The sequence below is a fragment of the Rhizobium sp. L1K21 genome (genome assembly GCF_024055895.1).
Classification (GTDB): Bacteria; Pseudomonadota; Alphaproteobacteria; order Rhizobiales; family Rhizobiaceae; genus Ensifer_A.
Genome location: NZ_JAMXLE010000001.1, coordinates 1,108,429 through 1,125,804 on the forward strand (window position 1 = coordinate 1,108,429; position 17,376 = coordinate 1,125,804).

Genomic DNA, 17,376 nt, shown 5'->3' on the forward strand with positions numbered 1-17,376 from the left:
ACCCGTATCCTGTCAATCCGATTATCTATGGATGGATTTCCAGTCCTGACCGACGAAATCCATGACCTCGGAGAACCATTTCTGCTTCGTGTTGAAGGGTTTGCCGCCCTTGATACGCGGGAACTCGATGGTTCGAAGCTTTCCGCCCTGATCTTCATCATGGCCGATAACGCCGGAGACACCGTCGAGTGCGCTCTGCACGGCAGAATCGACCATGGAGTGGATCAGGTGGCGGTCTTCGGCATTGGAAGGAGCAGAGCGAGCGTAGTAACCCGACTTCTGGACCATGGCGCGTTCGGCCCCGATCAAGGCGCCAAACTGTTTGGAGAACCAGTTGCCGACATTGATGGAGTCGATCTTCACGTGGCCGAAGGCGTCGCGTGCGACCTTTTCACCGGAGGCTTCGCGTTCTGCAACGATGGCGTCGAGGCATGCGCCTTCGGAAACGAAGATCGTCACGAAGCCGGTCTTGTCCATGATCGCCTTCAGGCGCGCGGCTTCAGCGTCAAGATCGAAGGCGATTTCGGGCAGATAGATGCCGTCGATGTTCTTGAGTTCCGTGTTCATCATCAGACCTTCGACATATTCATTGTGACGGGTCTGCTGAATGTAGGCGCGCGCCGTGGCTGCCGTCAGCCAGCCGCAAGAGCGGCCCATGACCTCATGGACGACGAGGGTGCGTGGTGCTGCGCTCTGCTCGTTGGAAACGTGGTCGAAGAATTTTGCGCCGACTTCGGCGGCCGTCCATGCGCCCAATGTCTGGCGGATCGGATAAACGTCGTTATCGACGGTCTTGGGAAGGCCGACCACGGTCAGGTCGTAGCCGTTTGCACCGAGATAAGCTGCGAGGTCGGCCGCCGTGGTGTTGGTGTCGTCGCCGCCAATCGTGTGGAGGATTTTCACGCCATCCTTGGTCAAACGTTCTGCGGCAGCCTGAAGCGGATTGACGCCGGGCTTGACGAGACCGCGCTTTTCGCAGTCGGCAGCATTGGTCAGTTTGACGCGGCTGTTGCCGATCGGCGAGCCGCCCTGATGGTGCAGCAGGTAGGCGTTTTCGCGCATATTCTGGGTGATCGGAATGATGTCACCCAGGAGCAATCCGTGGTAGCCAGACCGGTAAGCAATCAGCTCATATTCGGGTGCAATGTCGGTGTAACGCTCGATCAGACCGCCGACGGCAGACGAAAGGCAGGGGGCAAGACCTCCGGCAGTGAGCATTGCGACTTTATGTTTGGACATCCAGACCTCCACTCGGAATAGAATTTTGCCGGAGGGTTGGAGGGTGAACACGCGTTTGTAAAGTGAAATTTTACTGACATGCCGGGCTTTTGCGGGATTTCCCGATATTAATCGATTCAAGCGCTTGGCGCGTCACAATGACGCCGCGTGTGGCGTTTACACACATTTTGTTGAACTGATCATTCAACGAAACTGACTTGCATTGGATTTCATTAGGTGATCAAGGTTTTTGTATGATTATTGATTTTGCATGTGAACAGGCGCTAGCCTTTCTCGACAGGGTTGCCGGTGCGGTGACAGACGCAGCGTCGAATGCGCTTGCGGGTCTGGTCGAGAGCGTGCGCACCGTGTTTGAAGGCGATCCGGATACGCGCCGAAAGGTGGCTTTTTCTGTTGCGATGATCGCGCTCTCTGCAAAGATGGCAAAGGCTGACGGCGTTGTGACGGAGAACGAGGTCAACGCTTTCCGCGATATTTTCGACATACCGGAATCCGAATTCAAGAATGTGGCGCGGCTCTACAATCTAGCCCGTCAGGATGTGGCCGGTTATGAGGCCTATGCGGAAAAGATGGCTGCGCTTTGCGGCACCTGCAAGGACAATTGCCCGATCCTGGAAGATATTCTCGACGGTCTCTTTCATATCGCCAAGGCCGATGGGCTGGTGCATGAAAACGAACTGAGCTTCCTTCGCCGCATTGCCGAAATATTTCATATCAGTGAAACGCATTTCGAGCGCATTCTCGCGCGTCATGTGCATGTGCATGGCCTGGATCCTTACAAGGTTCTCGGCGTGCATGAAGGCATGCCGCTGGCCGATATTCGCAAGCGCTATCGGGAACTGGTGGCCGAACACCATCCCGACAAGCTGATTGCTCGTGGTGTGCCTGCCGAATTCCACGGCATAGCGAACGAACGCATGTCAATGTTGAACAATGCCTGGTCCACGATCCAGAGGGAATTGCGGGCTGCATGAGTGATATACCGTCGGATTACGCCGGAGCGCGGGTGATCCCGTCGCCTAATCATGGCGAGCGAAAAGGCGGGCGGCGACCGGACATTATTCTTCTCCACTATACCGGCATGCCTGATGCGCATGGCGCTCTGGAATGGCTGCGAAACCCGGTGAGCGAAGTATCCAGCCATTATTTCGTTTACGAAGACGGGCGCGTGATCCAGATGGTACCGGAAGCACGGCGTGCCTGGCACGCAGGTGCCGGTTTCTGGAAGGGGGATAGCGATATCAACTCGGCCTCCATCGGGATTGAAATCGTCAATCCTGGACATCCGGGCGGTTTGCCGCCTTTTCCCGACGTGCAGATCAATTCGGTGATCAAGCTTTGCCAGGATATTGCCAAGCGTTGGGCTATACCGCCGGAGCGGGTTCTTGGCCATTCCGACATTGCGCCGCGCCGGAAGATTGATCCCGGCGAGAACTTCCCTTGGGGACTGCTCGCGGAGAACGGCGTCGGGCATTACGTCAGGCCAACCCCTTTGGGGGGCGGACGCTTTTTCCAGAAGGGGGAGGCAGGACCACCGGTCGAGGCGATCCAGTCCATGCTGGCGCTTTACGGATACGGTGTTCCCGTATCCGGTGAATTCTGTGAGAGAACCGAAGGCGTGGTGGAAGCCTTCCAACGGCATTTCCGGCCCGAAAAAGTGGATGGCGTGGCCGACGCTTCGACAATCGACACGCTGCACAGGCTGTTGAAGGCGCTGCCCGCGATCGGGTAAGCGTCGCGTAAAGCGTAACGATTGATTAACTTAATTTCATCTGCGTGCCTTATTTTTACCCAACTGAGGCCTATTTAGACCGGTTTAAGGGAGGGCGAGCGGTTGGATAGCTGCTGGGCAAAGGCTCGGACATTCCAATCAACTTATGTCCTGGGGCGCAAACGCGGAGCCATTGGGCGCGCTTGAAAAGCGTGTTCGCGGAGGGTTTTCCAGCGTCCCTGAAACGGAGTTAGAACCAAAATATGAAATGCAGATTTTACGCTGCGGCTGCCGTGTTCATGGCTATGAACATCGCCGCAAACGGGACCGCTTTTGCCGGAAGCAGAAGTGACGATGAAGAGCCGAAGGTGACATTGGTTTCCCTTCTTAGCACAAAGGGTGCAGGGGATATTGCTGAAGACGGCAAGTCGCTGACCAGCCCCTATTCCAAGCTCATCAAGACATATGCGAAGAAATATGGCGTTCCGGAGAGCCTCGCACATGCCGTCGTCAAGGTGGAAAGCAACTTCAATCCGAAGGCGCGCGGCAGAGCAGGGGAAATCGGTCTGATGCAGATCAAGCCGGCCACCGCTCGTGCAATCGGATATTCCGGTTCTTCCAAAGGTCTTTATGATCCTGAAACCAACATCCAGTTTGGCATGAAGTACCTCGCAATGGCGCAGGAACTCGGGGGCGGCGAGACCTGCAATACCATTTTGAAATACAATGCCGGACATGGTGCACGGCGGATGAACCCCGTCTCGGCTGCCTATTGTCAGAAGGTAAAAGCCATAATGGATTGAATTGTTCCTTCAGCCCTTGAGAAAAAGATTCAAGGGCTTGAAAGGGCGATTCAAATGGCCGTATCAATAGGCTGAAAACATTTTGAAAAAACAGGTTTCAGTCATGGTGCGGCATTTCCGATTTATCGTTATCGGCCGCGGGCTCATGGGGTCCGCAGCCGGAAAATATCTTGCAGAGAACACGGACGGCGTTGCGCTGGTTGGACCTGATGAACCACAGGGCGACTGGGCAAAACACGATGGCGTGTTCGCAAGTCACTATGACGAAGGGCGCATTACCCGGTCGATTGATCCGGACCCCCTTTGGGCGCGGCTTGCGGGGCGATCCATTGCTCGTTACCGCGACATTGAAGCGCGCTCCGGTGTTTCTTTCTACCAGGAAAAGGGCGCGTTGCTGACAGGTCCGGCGCATGGCGAGGGTGCCTATTACATCGAGAATGCCGAAGCCGTTGCCAGCAAACTTGGCCTTGATGTCGCCGTTGGCGGCGATGACATGCTTGCCGACCGTTTTCCCTATTTTTCGCTGCCTGAGGATACGGCGGCGATCTTTGAGCCGAAGGCTGCGGGTTACATCAGCCCGCGCAATCTGGTGAAGGCGCAAAATGTGCTTGCCCAGAAGGCAGGGGCGGACATCATACCAGCCGTTGCTGTTGCTGTTCGCGAACAGGCTGGCCGGGCGGTCGTGGACTTGGCGGACGGCGAGACGCTGACCGCCGACAAGGTGCTGGTGGCGACCGGCGGGTTTTCCATCATGAAAGGTCTGTTGCCGCAGCCTCTTGATATGACGGTTTATGCAAGGACCGTTGTTTTCTTCGAGCTTGGCGAGGCGGAAACTGAGCGGCTTGCGGGAATGCCCTCCATGATCAACAAGGCGTTGGAAGAGCATGAAAACACCTACATGCTGCCGCCGATCCGTTATCCCGACGGCAAGACCTACCTCAAGATCGGCGGTGACCCGGAGGATATTCCGCTCGCCGATGGAAAGGCTGTTGCGGAATGGTTCCGCACAGGTCCCAGCGGTGCTGTCGTGGATCACCTGGTTGGCCGAATGCGGGCGCTTGTGCGTGATTTGCGTGCGGCTTCGATATTCGCAAAACCTTGCGTGACCTCCTTTTCCGCCAATGGGTTTCCGATGATTGGCTGGACGGCGTCGCCGCATATCGCGGTTATGACCGCCGGTGCCGGCGCTTCAGCAAAAAGTTCAGATGAAATCGGGCGGCTGGGTGCTGAACTCATTCGCGATGGCCGGATCGTCTCGAGTGAATATGACGTGGATCTTTCGCCTGTATTCCGGTGATGCGCCGGTGGCCGGCGTTACCAGAGCAGGCTTGGTGCCACCGGCATCGAGTCTGCTTTGGCGTCAATAAAGCCGTCGGCGCTGAGTTGTGCGTTTTCCACCAGCCAATCGAAGAATATTTTCGCATGCGCGCCCAGTCTCGGGCGTTCGCTTGAGGGGCGCACGATCAGTCCGTCCTTGAAGACATGAAAATTATAGGGTGCGATCAAACGGCCCGTTTTCAGTTCGTTTTCGATGAGGAATTTTGGCGCGATCGCCGCACCCATGCCTCTTTCTGCGGCTTCGAAAACAAGAGGCAGGAGGTCGAAGGTGATCTCCCGGTCGTAAGCGATCCTGATGCCGGTCAGATGCGACCATTTGGGCCAAGCGGCTTCATTGCCCCGGCGGTGGATGATGGTTTGCAAACGCAATTCGGTCTTTTCTGCGCGATGCGGGTAATCGGCTGACAGAACCACCCCCATGTGCACATCGCCCAGCGATCTGGCGTCGGGATGTTCGATGTCCGAGCTGAGCAAGCGATCCCAGGAAAGAACCAGATCGACGGAATCCTCGAGCGAGCGCGATCCTTGAGGCCCGACAATACGGATCATGACTTCGATTTCCGGGTGATCATTATTGAAGCGGGCAATTGTCGGGATCGCCCATTGCTTGGCGAATGTGGAGCTGATGGCAAGCTTCACCGATTTATCGTCGGTGGGGCCACGCAGTTCCGTATAGGCTCGCCGCAAGTCGTCCATGTTGCGGGTCACCGATTGCGCAAATTTGAGGCCGGGGCGCGTCAGCTCCAGATGGAGACCGTTTTTCCTGAACAATGTGACGCCGGCGGTGTCCTGCAGCTGGTGAAGCTGTTTGCTGACGGCGCCATGGGTGCGGCCAAGCAGGCGGGCGGCACCCGCGACCGAGCCGCTGCGGTGAAAGGCGTCGAAGGCGGCTAGCGCGGTGAGAGGCGGCAGCTTTTCCATGGTGTAAACCTGAAGTGTGTGAGTTTTTCTCACATTGTTTACTCAATTTATTCGATTTTTTCCAACGGTATTTCACTGTATAGGCGGGTACTCACCCAAGGAGAGTGATCATGTCACCCAAGATCAATGGTTCTTACAGGCGCTATTCGAATGACGAGCTTCTTGCCCTGTTTGGGGCGGGTTCTCGACGCTCCGGACTGTTTGCACTGGTGGCGCTTTGGTCTCGTCGCTGGCGCATACGCCGGCAAATGGCGCGGGATCTTCCTTCCTTCAATGAAGCGGTGCTGGAAGACTTCGGGATGAGCAGACAAGAGGCTCTCGGCGAAATTGACAAACCTTTCTGGCGTGCCTGATTGAGTTTGGCCATCAAAGCGGCTATTTGAGCCCGACCAGTTGGCCGGGCAGCCGCGCTTTACCAATGCCGAAAGGCGGTAAGGTGAGGAAAGTCCGGGCTCCACGGAGACACGGTGCCGGATAACGTCCGGCGGGGGCGACCTCAGGGAAAGTGCCACAGAAAGCAAACCGCCTCTTGTTTCAAGAGGTAAGGGTGAAAGGGTGGGGTAAGAGCCCACCGCGTTTTTGGCAACAAGAACGGCACGGTAAACCCCACCGGGAGCAAAACCGAATAGGGATGACGCGGAGCTTTACGCTCCAGCCTGTTTCCGGGTCAGTCATCCGGGTGGGTTGCGTTGAGGCGGCGTGTAAACGCCGTCCCAGATGAATGGCTGCCACGTTCCGGTTCGCCGGAGCCATACAGAACCCGGCTTACAGGCCAACTGGTTATTTTTTCTCGAAAAATTAAACGTCCCAAATATCCTTGACTCTGAGGTTTTTCTCAGGGCTCCCGGGCGATTCTCAACACTTCATTAAGCTTGTGCTTATAAACTTTTTTAACCCCGAAATGCAGGGGAAATCCACGAGTTCCCATTGACGCCCATAGTGTCCCATGATATCCCAAAGACAGACCGTTAGAGGTGATTTGAAGGCCTCGAATTTGCAGGTGCAGGGTGCTCTGAATGAGCGTTTTTCGTGCCTGCAAACAGCCAATCGTGCGGTGAGTGGCTGGCGGCTTGGTCGGGGCTGGATGAGCCGGTCTCTTGTTCTGGAAACGGTTGTATTGCGTCATGATCCGCTTCCTGTCTCATTCTGTGAACCGTATCGACGCGAAGGGGCGCGTGTCTGTGCCTGCGGCGTTTCGTTCGGTTCTGGCGGAAGAGGGGGTGCAGGAGCTCTACTGTTTTCAGGATTTCGTGTTTCCGGCAATCAGCGTCGGCGGGCCTCAGCTTCTTGCGCGTTTCGAGCGTCAGATCGATGCGGCAGATCCGTTTTCTCCGGAAGCCAATCAGATGTCCCTCCTCATTCACGGTGGAGGGGTTTTTATGAAGCTCGATTCCGAGGGGCGTCTCATGGTCACGGATTTTATTCGCGACTTTACCGGGATTACCGATCAGGTGGCGTTTGTCGGGCGGGGCGAGTTTTTTCAATTGTGGCAGCCGCAGGCCTACGAGGACATGCAGGCGGCGGCGCGGGAAAGCCGGAAGCGCTAGGCGCAATGGTTTTTATGGTGCAGAGAGGTGGGGACATGTCGGATCATGGCGGAAGTGTTTCTGAAGCCGTTAGCGGACCGGTCCGTCATATCCCTGTCCTCCTGCCTGAGGTCCTGCAGGCTTTGTCGCCGAAGGCGGGGCAGGTGATCCTCGACGGTACGTTCGGCGCGGGTGGTTACACGTCGGCGATTATGGCGGCGGGTGCGGATGTGATTGCGCTTGATCGCGATCCGAGCGCGATTGCCGGTGGTCAGGCGCTTGTTGCATCATCTGGTGGCAAGCTGAGCCTTATTCATTCCAGGTTCTCCGATCTCGCCGACCATGCGCCAGAGGGCGGGCTTGATGGTGTCGTGCTCGATATCGGTGTTTCCTCCATGCAGATCGATGAGGCCGAGCGCGGTTTTTCCTTCCAGAAAAACGGGCCGCTCGACATGCGCATGTCGGTCGATGGGCCAACCGCGGCGGATGTCGTCAATCACATGAAGGTCGGTGATCTGATCCGCATCTTTTCCTTTCTGGGGGAGGAGAAGCAGCCCGGCCGCATTGCGCACGCCATCGAGAAGCGGCGCGCCGAAAAGCCCTTCGAAACAACGCGTGATCTGGCCGGCTTGATCGAGGTGGTCACGCCGCGCAAGGCCAAGGACAAGATCCATCCGGCAACGCGGGTATTTCAGGGCTTGCGCATTTTCGTCAATGATGAGCTTGGCGAATTGGCGCGTGCACTTTTTGCGGCCGAGCAGGTGCTCAAGCCGGGTGGTCGTCTCGTTGTGGTGACGTTTCACTCGCTGGAAGACCGGATCGTGAAGAAGTTTTTCGCTGACCGGTCCGGCAAGACCGGTGGCTCGCGGCATCTGCCGCAGGCTCATGAAAAGCCGGTCATATTTGAAACTGTCGGCAAGAACGCTGTTGCTGCAAGCGAAGCAGAGGCGGAGGCCAATCCGCGGGCGCGCTCTGCCAAATTGCGTGCGGGCATCCGCACGACGGCACCGGCGGGTCATGCCGATCTATCCATTTTCGATCTTCCCGATCTGGCAAAATTCAGGGGCTGATTTCATGTTGAGAACCTCCGATATCGTTATGGTCACAATCATGGTCGCGGCGGCGGCTGTGACCTATTCGATCAAGCACAGTGCTGAAAATGTGCTGGACGAGGTTCACAAACTCGATGCCCAGATCAAGCTGGAAGAGGACACCATCGATCTTCTGAAGGCCGATTGGGCGCTGCTGACCCAGCCGAACCGGCTGGCGGGCCTGACACAAACCTTCAACAGCGATCTCGGCCTGGAGCCGACCGACCCCACACAGATTATCCAGCCCAGTGAATTGCCCATGATGCGGCCAGAGCCCGAAGTGCCGGTTACGGCGCAAAATGAAACGGACCTGACCACAACCGGATCGGTGAAGCCCTGATGTCATTTCTTTCTCATGTCATGAATATGAAGAGCAGGTTGGATGTTTCGATAACGCCGGACGCGAACCTGCGGGAACGCAAGGTCTATTCCGAGTTCGACGGTCAGCGAAAACGCACGGGTTCCCAGGCCCGCAATCGTGTGGCTCTCGTTATGGTCGGGTTTGTGGGACTCTATGGCCTGGTTGGTGCGCGCATGGTGCAATATGGCATGGCCGAGCCGGAAATCGTTTCCAGCATCGGGCCTGCCGATAGTCTTCTGGCCTCGCGCCCTGACCTGACCGACCGCAACGGACAGGTGCTGGCGACCGACATTCGCACTGTCTCGCTTTATGCCGAGCCGCACAAGATTGTTGATCCGGATGAAGCGGTCGAATTGCTGGTGTCGGTGTTGCCTGACCTCGATCCCAAATCCGTTTATCGTAAACTCTCCTCAAAGAGCCGTTTCCAGTGGCTTCGCCGGCAACTGACGCCCAAGCAGCAGAGCCAAATTCTGGCGCTCGGCATTCCCGGCATCGGTTTTCGGCCTGAGAAGCGCCGCTTCTATCCCGGTGGCCCGACGGCGTCACACGTGGTTGGCCTGGTCAATATCGATAACCGCGGCATTGCCGGCATGGAGAAATATGTCGACGGGCAAGGGCTTGCCGATCTGGCAGCACTCGGCATGACCAATGATGCCAAGATGGCGCCGGTGAAGCTGTCGCTTGATCTGCGCGTTCAGAATATCCTGCGCGAAGAGCTGGTTGCCGGCAAGGAAAAGTTCAAGGCAATTGCTGCCGGCGGCGTCGTGCTGAATGTGCATACGGGCGAGGTGCTGGCGCTGTCATCCGTTCCCGACTATGACCCGAACGATCCTGTTGATGCCTTGCAGCCCGACCGCCTGAATCGGATGACGGCAGGCACCTATGAAATGGGTTCCACCTTCAAGGCTTTCACTGTTGCCATGGGTCTGGACAGTGGTCTGGTTCATATGGGCGATACGTTTGATGCTCGTAAGCCGCTTTATATCGGCGGCTTTACCATCCACGATTTTCACTCCACCCGCCGTATCCTGACGGTGACTGAAGTGTTTACCCATTCCTCCAATATCGGTTCGGCGAAAATGGCGGATGTTGTCGGGATTGATGGTCACAAAGAGTTTCTGACGCGCCTTGGTCTGTTGAGCCGGATGCAAACCGAGTTGCCGGAAGTGGCGACGCCGACGCAGCCGCGCGAGTGGAAGAAGATCAACTCCATGACGATCGCTTTCGGGCACGGGGTTTCAACGACACCGCTGCAGACGGCTGTGGCGGCGGCTGCGTTGATGAACGGTGGAAAACTGATACCGCCGACCTTCCTGCCGCGCAGCGAGGCTGATGCGGATGCTCTGGCCAAACAGGTCGTAAGCCCGCAGACGTCGGAAGAAATGCGCCAGCTTTTCCGTGCCAACGTGCTTGAGGGAAGTGGTAGTCATGCGGAAGTGGCTGGTTATGACGTGGGCGGAAAGACGGGAACGGCTGAAAAGGTTATCAATGGCCGCTATTCGAGTTCTGTGCGCTTCAATGCATTTCTGTCTGCGTTTCCGATCGACGATCCGCAATATGTGGTGCTCGTGGTTATCGACGAACCGAAGCCGGCCGACGAAGGCGGTGGTGCGACTGCCGGCTGGAATGCTGCGCCGATGGTGGGCGAGGTTATCCGCCGTTGTGCACCGCTTTTGGGTGTGCAGCCGAAATTTGGCCACGATGGCTCAGCATTGCTCGTATCGTATTGATGTCTTTAGTATCCAGACACATCCATCGATTCGCCGGTCAATGTGGGGCTATTGGAATTGGCAATAAAACTGAGTGATCTTTCCGGGACGGAATTTCCTGAACTGGACGCGCAGCTTTCCGGGGAGACCGGAGACATCGTGGTGACGTCACTGACGGCAGATAGCCGACAGGCAGCATTGGGCTCGCTTTTTGTTGCGCTGCATGGCAGCAAGGCGGATGGGGCGGCCTTCGTCAAGGATGCCGTCTCGAAGGGCGCTCGCGCTGTCGTCACCTCCGAGGACGTGGACGTTTCAGCTGATGTGCCTGTGCTGAAGGTCAAGAACCCCAGGCTCTTTCTTTCTAAAGGCGCTGCCCGCTTCTTCGGGCTTCAGCCTGAAGTGATGGTTGCGGTGACGGGTACGGCGGGAAAGACCTCCGTGGCTTCCTTCACGCGTCAGATCTGGGCGCATGCGGGGTTTGCCGCGGCGATGATCGGCACCACCGGGGTGGTATCACCGAGCCGCACCGAATATGGCTCGCTGACAACGCCCGATCCCGTGTCGCTGCACAAGCTGCTTGCAGAGCTTGCCCGCGAGGGTGTCACGCATGGCGCGATGGAGGCATCCAGCCATGGGCTTGATCAGTATCGGCTGGATGGCGTGAGGCTGAAGGCCGCCGCCTTTACCAATCTCGGGCGCGATCATATGGATTACCATCCGACGATCGAAAATTATCTTGATGCCAAGCTCAGGCTTTTCCGGGCGCTTTTGCCGAAAGGTGCACCGGCGGTCATTTTTGCCGACGACAAATATTCCGCGCGGGTGATTGCTGCGGCAAACGAGGCCGGCCTTGACGTTCGCACAGTGGGACGCAAGGGCGAATTCCTCACGCTGAAACGCGTGGAGCATTTCCGGCACAAGCAGACAGCGGAAATCCATTGCGAGGGTGAGATTTTTGAAGTCGATATTCCCCTGGCCGGCGATTTCCAGGTGGCCAATGCGCTTGTGGCTGCCGGCCTTGCCAAGGCCACGGGTGTGACGACACCCATGGTGATGGCAGCCCTGGAAAAGCTCACCGGTGCATCCGGGCGACTTCAATTGGTTGGACACACACAGGATGGTGCGCTCGCCTATGTGGATTATGCCCACAAGCCCGAAGCGCTGGAAAACGTTTTGACGTCCGTGCGCCCCTTTACGACGGGACGGGTGATTGTCGTTTTCGGCTGTGGTGGCGACCGTGACAAGGGTAAACGGCCGATCATGGGTGAAATTGCCTCGCGGCTTGCCGATATCGTGATTGTCACGGACGATAATCCGCGTTCGGAAGTGCCGGCGACGATCCGCGCGGAAATCATGGCTGCAGCGCCGGGTGCGCTCGAAATCGGAGACCGCGCAGAGGCCATCCGCCAGGCCTGTGAGATGCTGGAAACCGGTGACACGCTGATTGTTGCCGGCAAGGGCCACGAGGAAGGGCAGACGATTGGAGACAAGGTCTTGCCGTTCTCCGATCAAGCGGAAATCGAGAAGGCGCTGGCAACAGCAGGGGAGCATTGAGTTGAATTATCTGTGGGAGACAGATGCATTTTTGGCAGCCGTCGAGGGGCGTCCAGTTGGTGGTTCGCCTGCCGGTATTACCGGCATTTCCATCGACAGCCGGTCGATTACCAAGGGCGAGGCTTTTTTCGCTATCAAGGGTGATCGCGTCGACGGGCATGATTATGCATCCGTTGCCGCAGCCAATGGCGCATCTGTTCTGGTCGTGAGCGAGGCAAGGTTGCCAGCGCTTGGCCGGCTGACAGTCCCGCTGATTGTCGTTGACGACGTGCTCACCGCTATGGAGCGTCTTGGCCGTGCTGCGCGGGCGCGCGTTCGCGGCAAGGTGATCGGCATTACCGGGTCTGTTGGCAAGACGACCACCAAGGAGATGATGCGCCGGGCGCTCGAACCATCCGGCAAGGTGCATGCGTCCGTGGCCTCGTTCAACAATCATTGGGGCGTGCCGCTGACCCTGTCGCGCATGCCCGCAGATACCGATTTCGGCATCTTCGAAATCGGCATGAATCATCCCGGTGAAATCCGTTCGCTCGTTTCCATGGTGCGTCCGGATGTGGCTGTGATCACCACAGTCGCAGGGGCGCATCTTGGCCATTTTTCCGGCCTGGACGAGATCGCCGCGGCGAAAGCCGAAATCCTCGAAGGCATTGAGGTGGATGGCACGGCAATCCTCAATCGGGATATTGCTCAGTATGGAATTCTGGAGAAGGCGGCGCAGGAAAACCGGGTTTCTCATGTGGTCACCTTTGGAGCCGATGCGCGCGCAGATGTTCGCCTGGCTGAATATGATGCTGCGCCCGACCATTGCACGGTATGGGCTGTGATCGGTGGCCATATGCGCGAATTTACCATCGGTGCACCGGGGCGGCATATTGCAGACAATGCGCTTGCCGTCATAGCTGCTGTGCAGGCAGCCGGTGGCGATGTGAAAGCGGCCATGACTGCGCTTGAAGGCTTCAGCGCAGGCAAGGGACGTGGCGAGCGCCACCATTTGTCGCTGGGTGCAGGTGAGGGGTCGTTTACGCTCATCGATGAAAGTTACAATGCCAATCCGGCGTCCATGCGCGCTGCCATTTCGCTATTGGCAGCATCGCCAGTTGCCGGAAAAGGTCGCAGGATTGCCGTTCTTGGCGACATGCTGGAAATGGGTGACCATGCGCAGGCTGTGCATGCAGACCTTGCCGGGCCTTTGAAAGACGCCGGAATTGCCGATGTCTGGCTTGCAGGGCCTGACATGCGGGCGCTTGCCGAGGCTCTTGGCAACGACGCCAATGTAACATACAGAGCGGGCGCGCAGGAAATGGCCGAGTTCGCGATCAGCAATGTGCGCGATGGTGATGTGCTGGTTGTCAAATCATCGCTTGGAACCGGATTCGGCAAAATCACCGCGGCCTTGCTTGAAAAATACGCACCGGCGGACACCGCTGCCTGAGGCAGTGAAACGGATTGGGGATTGAATTTATGTTGATATGGCTTGTGGAATTGTCCGACCAATTCCAGTTTTTCAATCTCTTCCGCTATATCACGTTTCGAACGGGTGCTGCGCTCTTCACATCTGCGCTGTTTGTTTTTCTCTTCGGTCCGGCAATCATTTCCTCGCTGCGGGTGCGACAGGGCAAGGGCCAGCCAATCCGCGCCGATGGACCGCAGACCCATTTCAAGAAGGCGGGAACGCCCACAATGGGCGGGTTGATGATCTTGGCCGGCATGGTGGGCTCGGCCCTTCTCTGGGCCGATCTTTCCAACGTCTATGTGGTCGCGACGCTGTTGGTCACCCTCGGCTTCGGCGCAATCGGCTTTTACGATGATTATCTGAAAGTAACCAAGCAATCCGACAAGGGGTTTTCCAGCAAGGCGCGCCTTGGGATTGAATTCCTGATTGCTGCGATTGCCGTGTTTTTCATGATGCGGCATGCCGTCTCAACAGGCGCGCCGGGAACATCTATTGCCTTTCCCTTTTTCAAGGATTTTCTTGTCGACCTCGGCATCTTCTTCGCGCTGTTCGGCGCATTCGTGATTGTCGGTGCGGGAAATTCAGTGAATTTGACGGACGGGCTCGATGGATTGGCCATCGTGCCGGTGATGATTGCCGCAGGTTCCTTCGGCTTTATCTCCTATGTCGTCGGCAATGCGGTTTTTGCCAATTATCTGCAGATCAACTTCGTGCCTGGAACAGGTGAACTGGCTGTTGTGCTGGGTGCGGTTATCGGGGCGGGGCTTGGCTTCCTTTGGTTTAACGCACCGCCGGCTGCCATTTTCATGGGTGATACGGGCTCGCTTGCGCTGGGTGGTCTGATCGGCACGGTTGCTGTTGCGACAAAGCATGAAATCGTGATGGCCATTATCGGCGGTCTCTTCGTGATGGAGACACTCTCCGTCATCATCCAGGTTGGTTATTTCAAGCTGACCGGCAAGCGTGTGTTCCTGATGGCGCCGATCCACCACCATTTCGAGAAATTGGGTTGGACCGAGAGCCAGGTGGTGATCCGCTTCTGGATTATTGCCGTCGGCCTTGCACTGCTTGGCCTTTCAACGCTGAAACTGCGGTGAGACCATGATCCCGATTTCGACGCTTCAGGGAAAGCGCGTCGCGCTTTTCGGTCTCGGCGGGTCCGGTCTTGCGACAGCCAAAGCGCTGGTGGCTGGTGGTGCGATCGTGACTGCCTGGGATGATAATCCTGCAAGTGTTGAAAAGGCCAAGACAGAGGGTATCGATACCGCTGACTTGCGCGACATCGATTGGCAGGCACAGGATTGTTTCGTTCTTTCCCCCGGCGTTCCGCTAACGCATCCAAAGCCGCATTGGACGGTTGATCTGGCGCAAGAAGCCGGCGTTGAAATCATCGGGGACGTGGAGCTTTTCGTTCGGGAGCGCCGTGCGCTGGCACCTGACTGCCCCTTTATCGCGATCACCGGCACGAACGGCAAATCAACGACCACGGCGCTGATTGCCCATATCCTGAAGAATGCAGGTCGCGACACGCAGCTCGGTGGCAATATCGGCACGGCTGTCCTGACGCTCGATCCGCCGCAGGCAGAGCGCTTCTATGTTGTGGAATGCTCCTCTTATCAGATCGATCTTGCCCCATCGATCAACCCGTCCGCCGGTATTTTGCTCAACCTGACGCCGGATCACCTCGACCGGCATGGAACGATGCAGCATTACGCCGATGTGAAAGCGCGCCTGGTTGGTGGTGCCGACACGGCTATCATCGGCGCTGATGACAGTTATTGCGTCGAGATTGCCGAGCGCATTTCGCGTGGTGGCGGGACCGTTGTTCCAATTTCCCGCCGCAAGCGGCTTGAAAACGGCATTTATGCCGATGGCAGCCGGATATTGAAGGCCGACAACGGCAGTGTTTCGGAGCTTGCTGATTTGGCCGGTATTGAGACACTGCGCGGTAGCCACAATGCACAAAATGCCTGCGCAGCCATTGCGGCCTGCCTGTCGGTTGGCATCGACGTCGAAGATATCCGGGCAGGTTTGAAGAGCTTTCCGGGCCTCAAGCACCGCATGCAGCCGGTGGCGCGGCGTGGTGATGTGACCTTTGTGAATGATTCCAAGGCGACGAACGCGGAGGCTGCCGCGCCGGCGCTGTCGAGCTATGACCGTATCTACTGGATTGCGGGTGGCCTGCCCAAGGAGGGCGGCATCACGGCTTTGCGCCCGCTTTTCAAGAAAATTGCCAAAGCCTATCTGATCGGCGAGGCGGCACCGCAATTTGCTGCCACGCTTGGCAATGATGTTCCCTTTGAAATTTCTGGCACAATGGATGTGGCCATCGAGCATGCGGCGGCGGATGCAAATTTAGACGAAATTAAGCATGTTGTGGTTCTCTTATCTCCGTCTTGCGCAAGCTTCGACCAGTATAGAAACTTTGAGGTCAGGGGCGATGCATTCGTGAAGCGTGTGTCCATGCTGGAAGGCGTGACCATGCTGGTTGATACACCGAACGGAGAAAAATGATATGGTAAGCCGCGCGGAACGGGGCAGGGTTGCAGACTGGTTCTGGACCATAGACCGATATTTTCTCGTGGCTTTCGTGCTGCTTATGGGCATTGGCTTCATGCTCTCCTTTGCAGCCTCTCCGCCTGTCGCTGAACGGCTCGGGCTTGATACGTTTCATTTTGTGAAGAAGCATGCCGAGTTCATTCCGCTTGCTCTGGTCGTTCTGATCGGCATTTCATTCATGGAGCCGCGGATGGTGCGGCGCGCTTCGCTGATTATCCTCATTGCCTCACTGGCGATGATGGTGTTTGCGCTTTTCTTCGGAGTGGAAGTCAAAGGGTCGCGCCGCTGGGTGTCGATTGCTGGCCTTTCGATACAGCCATCGGAGTTCATGAAGCCGGCCTTCATCGTGGTCAGTGCGTGGCTTTTTGCCGAGCGTGCCCGCCATCCGGAAATCCCGGGCAATTTCTTCTCCATTCTGCTTTACGCCATTGTTGCAGCCCTTCTGGTGGCGCAGCCGGACCTGGGGCAGACCATTTTGACCTCTGCGGTGTGGGCGGGCATGTTCTTCATGGCCGGCATGCCATGGTTCTGGATCGTCGTGCTGGGTGGCCTTGCCGTTGCCGGTCTTGCCGGTGCCTACATGACGCTGCCACACGTGGCCGGGCGTATCGACCGGTTCCTGACCGGCGAGGGGGACACCTTCCAGGTGGATACGGCGCGTGAAGCGATCTTCCACGGCGGCTGGTTCGGTCAGGGTCCCGGAGAAGGCACGATCAAGCGCATCATTCCCGACAGCCATACCGACTTTATCTTTTCGGTTGCGGCGGAAGAATTCGGCATTCTCTTCTGCATGCTATTGGTAGCGATCTTCGCCTTCATCGTCGTGCGCGGTCTCATGCATGCGCGGCGTGAACGTGACGATTTCATCCGTCTGGCCGTCGCTGGTCTGGTGCTGCAGGTCGGCGCGCAATCCTTCATCAATGTGGGGGTCAATCTCGAACTTCTGCCGGCAAAGGGCATGACGCTGCCCTTCATTTCCTATGGCGGATCGTCGATGATTGCCATGTGCGTGACGGCAGGCTTTATTCTCGCGCTCACCCGCCACAGACCGGAAAAGCGCGCACGGGACAGAACGCTGTTCCGATTCAGTGCCGGAATTCCGGCGGAGTAA

At 57.2% G+C, this 17,376-nt stretch carries 17 protein-coding genes and 1 other RNA gene; 15 read left to right on the top strand and 3 right to left on the bottom strand.

The features are described from left to right. Positions 1–21: 21 nt before the first annotated feature. Entirely contained in the window at positions 22–1,239 is a 1,218-nt protein-coding gene (locus tag NHF56_RS05255; RefSeq protein ID WP_252802232.1) for a pyrophosphate--fructose-6-phosphate 1-phosphotransferase, read from the bottom strand. A 233-nt stretch (positions 1,240–1,472) separates the two neighbouring features. Between NHF56_RS05255 and NHF56_RS05260 the strand changes: the two genes are divergently transcribed. The 4 genes from NHF56_RS05260 (at position 1,473) to NHF56_RS05275 (ending at position 5,050) form a co-directional block, all read left to right on the top strand. Then, positions 1,473–2,213 carry a DnaJ family molecular chaperone gene (locus tag NHF56_RS05260; RefSeq protein WP_252802234.1) on the top strand — a complete coding sequence of 247 codons (741 nt, stop codon included), beginning with the start codon at positions 1,473–1,475 and terminating at the stop codon, positions 2,211–2,213. Then, positions 2,210–2,971 (top strand): N-acetylmuramoyl-L-alanine amidase, encoded by a 762-nt coding sequence (locus NHF56_RS05265; RefSeq protein WP_252802235.1) that lies wholly within the window; start codon positions 2,210–2,212, stop codon positions 2,969–2,971. Before NHF56_RS05260 ends, NHF56_RS05265 begins: the two co-directional genes overlap by 4 nt. A 242-nt stretch (positions 2,972–3,213) precedes the next feature. Further along, the gene (locus NHF56_RS05270; RefSeq protein WP_252802237.1) at positions 3,214–3,753 is read left to right on the top strand and encodes a lytic transglycosylase domain-containing protein; all 540 of its coding nucleotides are present in this window, start codon (positions 3,214–3,216) and stop codon (positions 3,751–3,753) included. Positions 3,754–3,856: 103 nt separating this feature from the next. After that, the gene (locus NHF56_RS05275) at positions 3,857–5,050 is read left to right on the top strand and encodes an FAD-binding oxidoreductase (RefSeq protein ID WP_252804854.1); all 1,194 of its coding nucleotides are present in this window, start codon (positions 3,857–3,859) and stop codon (positions 5,048–5,050) included. A gap of 17 nt (positions 5,051–5,067) precedes the next feature. Here the strand turns inward: NHF56_RS05275 and NHF56_RS05280 are convergent, their stop codons facing one another. After that, positions 5,068–6,045 (bottom strand): LysR substrate-binding domain-containing protein, encoded by a 978-nt coding sequence (locus tag NHF56_RS05280; protein WP_252802239.1) that lies wholly within the window; start codon positions 6,043–6,045, stop codon positions 5,068–5,070. Positions 6,046–6,122: 77 nt separating this feature from the next. On the opposite strand from NHF56_RS05280, the gene NHF56_RS05285 reads away from it, so the two are divergent. Further along, on the top strand, positions 6,123–6,365 hold the full coding sequence (locus tag NHF56_RS05285; RefSeq protein ID WP_252802241.1) for a DUF1127 domain-containing protein: 243 nt from the start codon (positions 6,123–6,125) through the stop codon (positions 6,363–6,365). Between the two features lie 36 nt (positions 6,366–6,401). Continuing rightward, positions 6,402–6,796, top strand: an RNA gene (rnpB, locus tag NHF56_RS05290) — RNase P RNA component class A. A 51-nt stretch (positions 6,797–6,847) separates the two neighbouring features. Here the strand turns inward: rnpB and NHF56_RS05295 are convergent. Beyond that, positions 6,848–7,138 carry a hypothetical protein gene (locus NHF56_RS05295; protein WP_252802243.1) on the bottom strand — a complete coding sequence of 97 codons (291 nt, stop codon included), beginning with the start codon at positions 7,136–7,138 and terminating at the stop codon, positions 6,848–6,850. Between NHF56_RS05295 and mraZ the strand changes: the two genes are divergently transcribed. From mraZ to ftsW, 9 genes are all read left to right on the top strand, one after another. After that, entirely contained in the window at positions 7,137–7,559 is a 423-nt protein-coding gene (gene mraZ, locus NHF56_RS05300; protein ID WP_252802244.1) for a division/cell wall cluster transcriptional repressor MraZ, read from the top strand. The two genes, NHF56_RS05295 and mraZ, sit on opposite strands and share 2 nt — an antisense overlap. 35 nt (positions 7,560–7,594) lie before the next feature. After that, the gene (gene rsmH / locus NHF56_RS05305; RefSeq protein ID WP_252802245.1) at positions 7,595–8,608 is read left to right on the top strand and encodes a 16S rRNA (cytosine(1402)-N(4))-methyltransferase RsmH; all 1,014 of its coding nucleotides are present in this window, start codon (positions 7,595–7,597) and stop codon (positions 8,606–8,608) included. A gap of 4 nt (positions 8,609–8,612) precedes the next feature. Then, positions 8,613–8,969 carry a hypothetical protein gene (locus NHF56_RS05310; protein WP_252802246.1) on the top strand — a complete coding sequence of 119 codons (357 nt, stop codon included), beginning with the start codon at positions 8,613–8,615 and terminating at the stop codon, positions 8,967–8,969. Further along, positions 8,969–10,720, top strand: coding sequence for a penicillin-binding protein 2 (locus tag NHF56_RS05315; RefSeq protein ID WP_252802247.1), 1,752 nt, complete (start codon positions 8,969–8,971; stop codon positions 10,718–10,720). Before NHF56_RS05310 ends, NHF56_RS05315 begins: the two co-directional genes overlap by 1 nt. A 63-nt stretch (positions 10,721–10,783) precedes the next feature. Continuing rightward, complete coding sequence (locus NHF56_RS05320; protein ID WP_252804856.1) at positions 10,784–12,253, top strand: UDP-N-acetylmuramoyl-L-alanyl-D-glutamate--2,6-diaminopimelate ligase; 1,470 nt, start codon at positions 10,784–10,786, stop codon at positions 12,251–12,253. Position 12,254: 1 nt separating this feature from the next. Next, positions 12,255–13,685: a UDP-N-acetylmuramoyl-tripeptide--D-alanyl-D-alanine ligase gene (gene murF / locus NHF56_RS05325; protein WP_252802248.1), complete on the top strand. Its 1,431-nt coding sequence runs from the start codon at positions 12,255–12,257 to the stop codon at positions 13,683–13,685. A gap of 29 nt (positions 13,686–13,714) precedes the next feature. Further along, positions 13,715–14,803: a phospho-N-acetylmuramoyl-pentapeptide-transferase gene (mraY, locus tag NHF56_RS05330; protein WP_252802249.1), complete on the top strand. Its 1,089-nt coding sequence runs from the start codon at positions 13,715–13,717 to the stop codon at positions 14,801–14,803. Between the two features lie 4 nt (positions 14,804–14,807). Beyond that, complete coding sequence (murD, locus tag NHF56_RS05335) at positions 14,808–16,220, top strand: UDP-N-acetylmuramoyl-L-alanine--D-glutamate ligase (protein ID WP_252802250.1); 1,413 nt, start codon at positions 14,808–14,810, stop codon at positions 16,218–16,220. A 1-nt stretch (position 16,221) separates the two neighbouring features. Next, positions 16,222–17,376: a putative lipid II flippase FtsW gene (ftsW, locus tag NHF56_RS05340; protein ID WP_252802252.1), complete on the top strand. Its 1,155-nt coding sequence runs from the start codon at positions 16,222–16,224 to the stop codon at positions 17,374–17,376.

Coding starts and splice junctions, on each gene's coding strand:
- ftsW (WP_252802252.1), top strand. CDS start 16,222: ATGGTAAGCCGCGCGGAACGGGGCAGGGTTGCAGACTGGTTCTGGACC.
- rsmH (WP_252802245.1), top strand. CDS start 7,595: ATGTCGGATCATGGCGGAAGTGTTTCTGAAGCCGTTAGCGGACCGGTC.
- NHF56_RS05260 (WP_252802234.1), top strand. CDS start 1,473: ATGATTATTGATTTTGCATGTGAACAGGCGCTAGCCTTTCTCGACAGG.
- NHF56_RS05255 (WP_252802232.1), bottom strand. CDS start 1,239: ATGTCCAAACATAAAGTCGCAATGCTCACTGCCGGAGGTCTTGCCCCC.
- NHF56_RS05315 (WP_252802247.1), top strand. CDS start 8,969: ATGTCATTTCTTTCTCATGTCATGAATATGAAGAGCAGGTTGGATGTT.
- mraZ (WP_252802244.1), top strand. CDS start 7,137: ATGATCCGCTTCCTGTCTCATTCTGTGAACCGTATCGACGCGAAGGGG.
- NHF56_RS05285 (WP_252802241.1), top strand. CDS start 6,123: ATGTCACCCAAGATCAATGGTTCTTACAGGCGCTATTCGAATGACGAG.
- NHF56_RS05265 (WP_252802235.1), top strand. CDS start 2,210: ATGAGTGATATACCGTCGGATTACGCCGGAGCGCGGGTGATCCCGTCG.
- mraY (WP_252802249.1), top strand. CDS start 13,715: ATGTTGATATGGCTTGTGGAATTGTCCGACCAATTCCAGTTTTTCAAT.
- murD (WP_252802250.1), top strand. CDS start 14,808: ATGATCCCGATTTCGACGCTTCAGGGAAAGCGCGTCGCGCTTTTCGGT.
- NHF56_RS05270 (WP_252802237.1), top strand. CDS start 3,214: ATGAAATGCAGATTTTACGCTGCGGCTGCCGTGTTCATGGCTATGAAC.
- NHF56_RS05310 (WP_252802246.1), top strand. CDS start 8,613: ATGTTGAGAACCTCCGATATCGTTATGGTCACAATCATGGTCGCGGCG.
- NHF56_RS05275 (WP_252804854.1), top strand. CDS start 3,857: ATGGTGCGGCATTTCCGATTTATCGTTATCGGCCGCGGGCTCATGGGG.
- NHF56_RS05295 (WP_252802243.1), bottom strand. CDS start 7,138: ATGACGCAATACAACCGTTTCCAGAACAAGAGACCGGCTCATCCAGCC.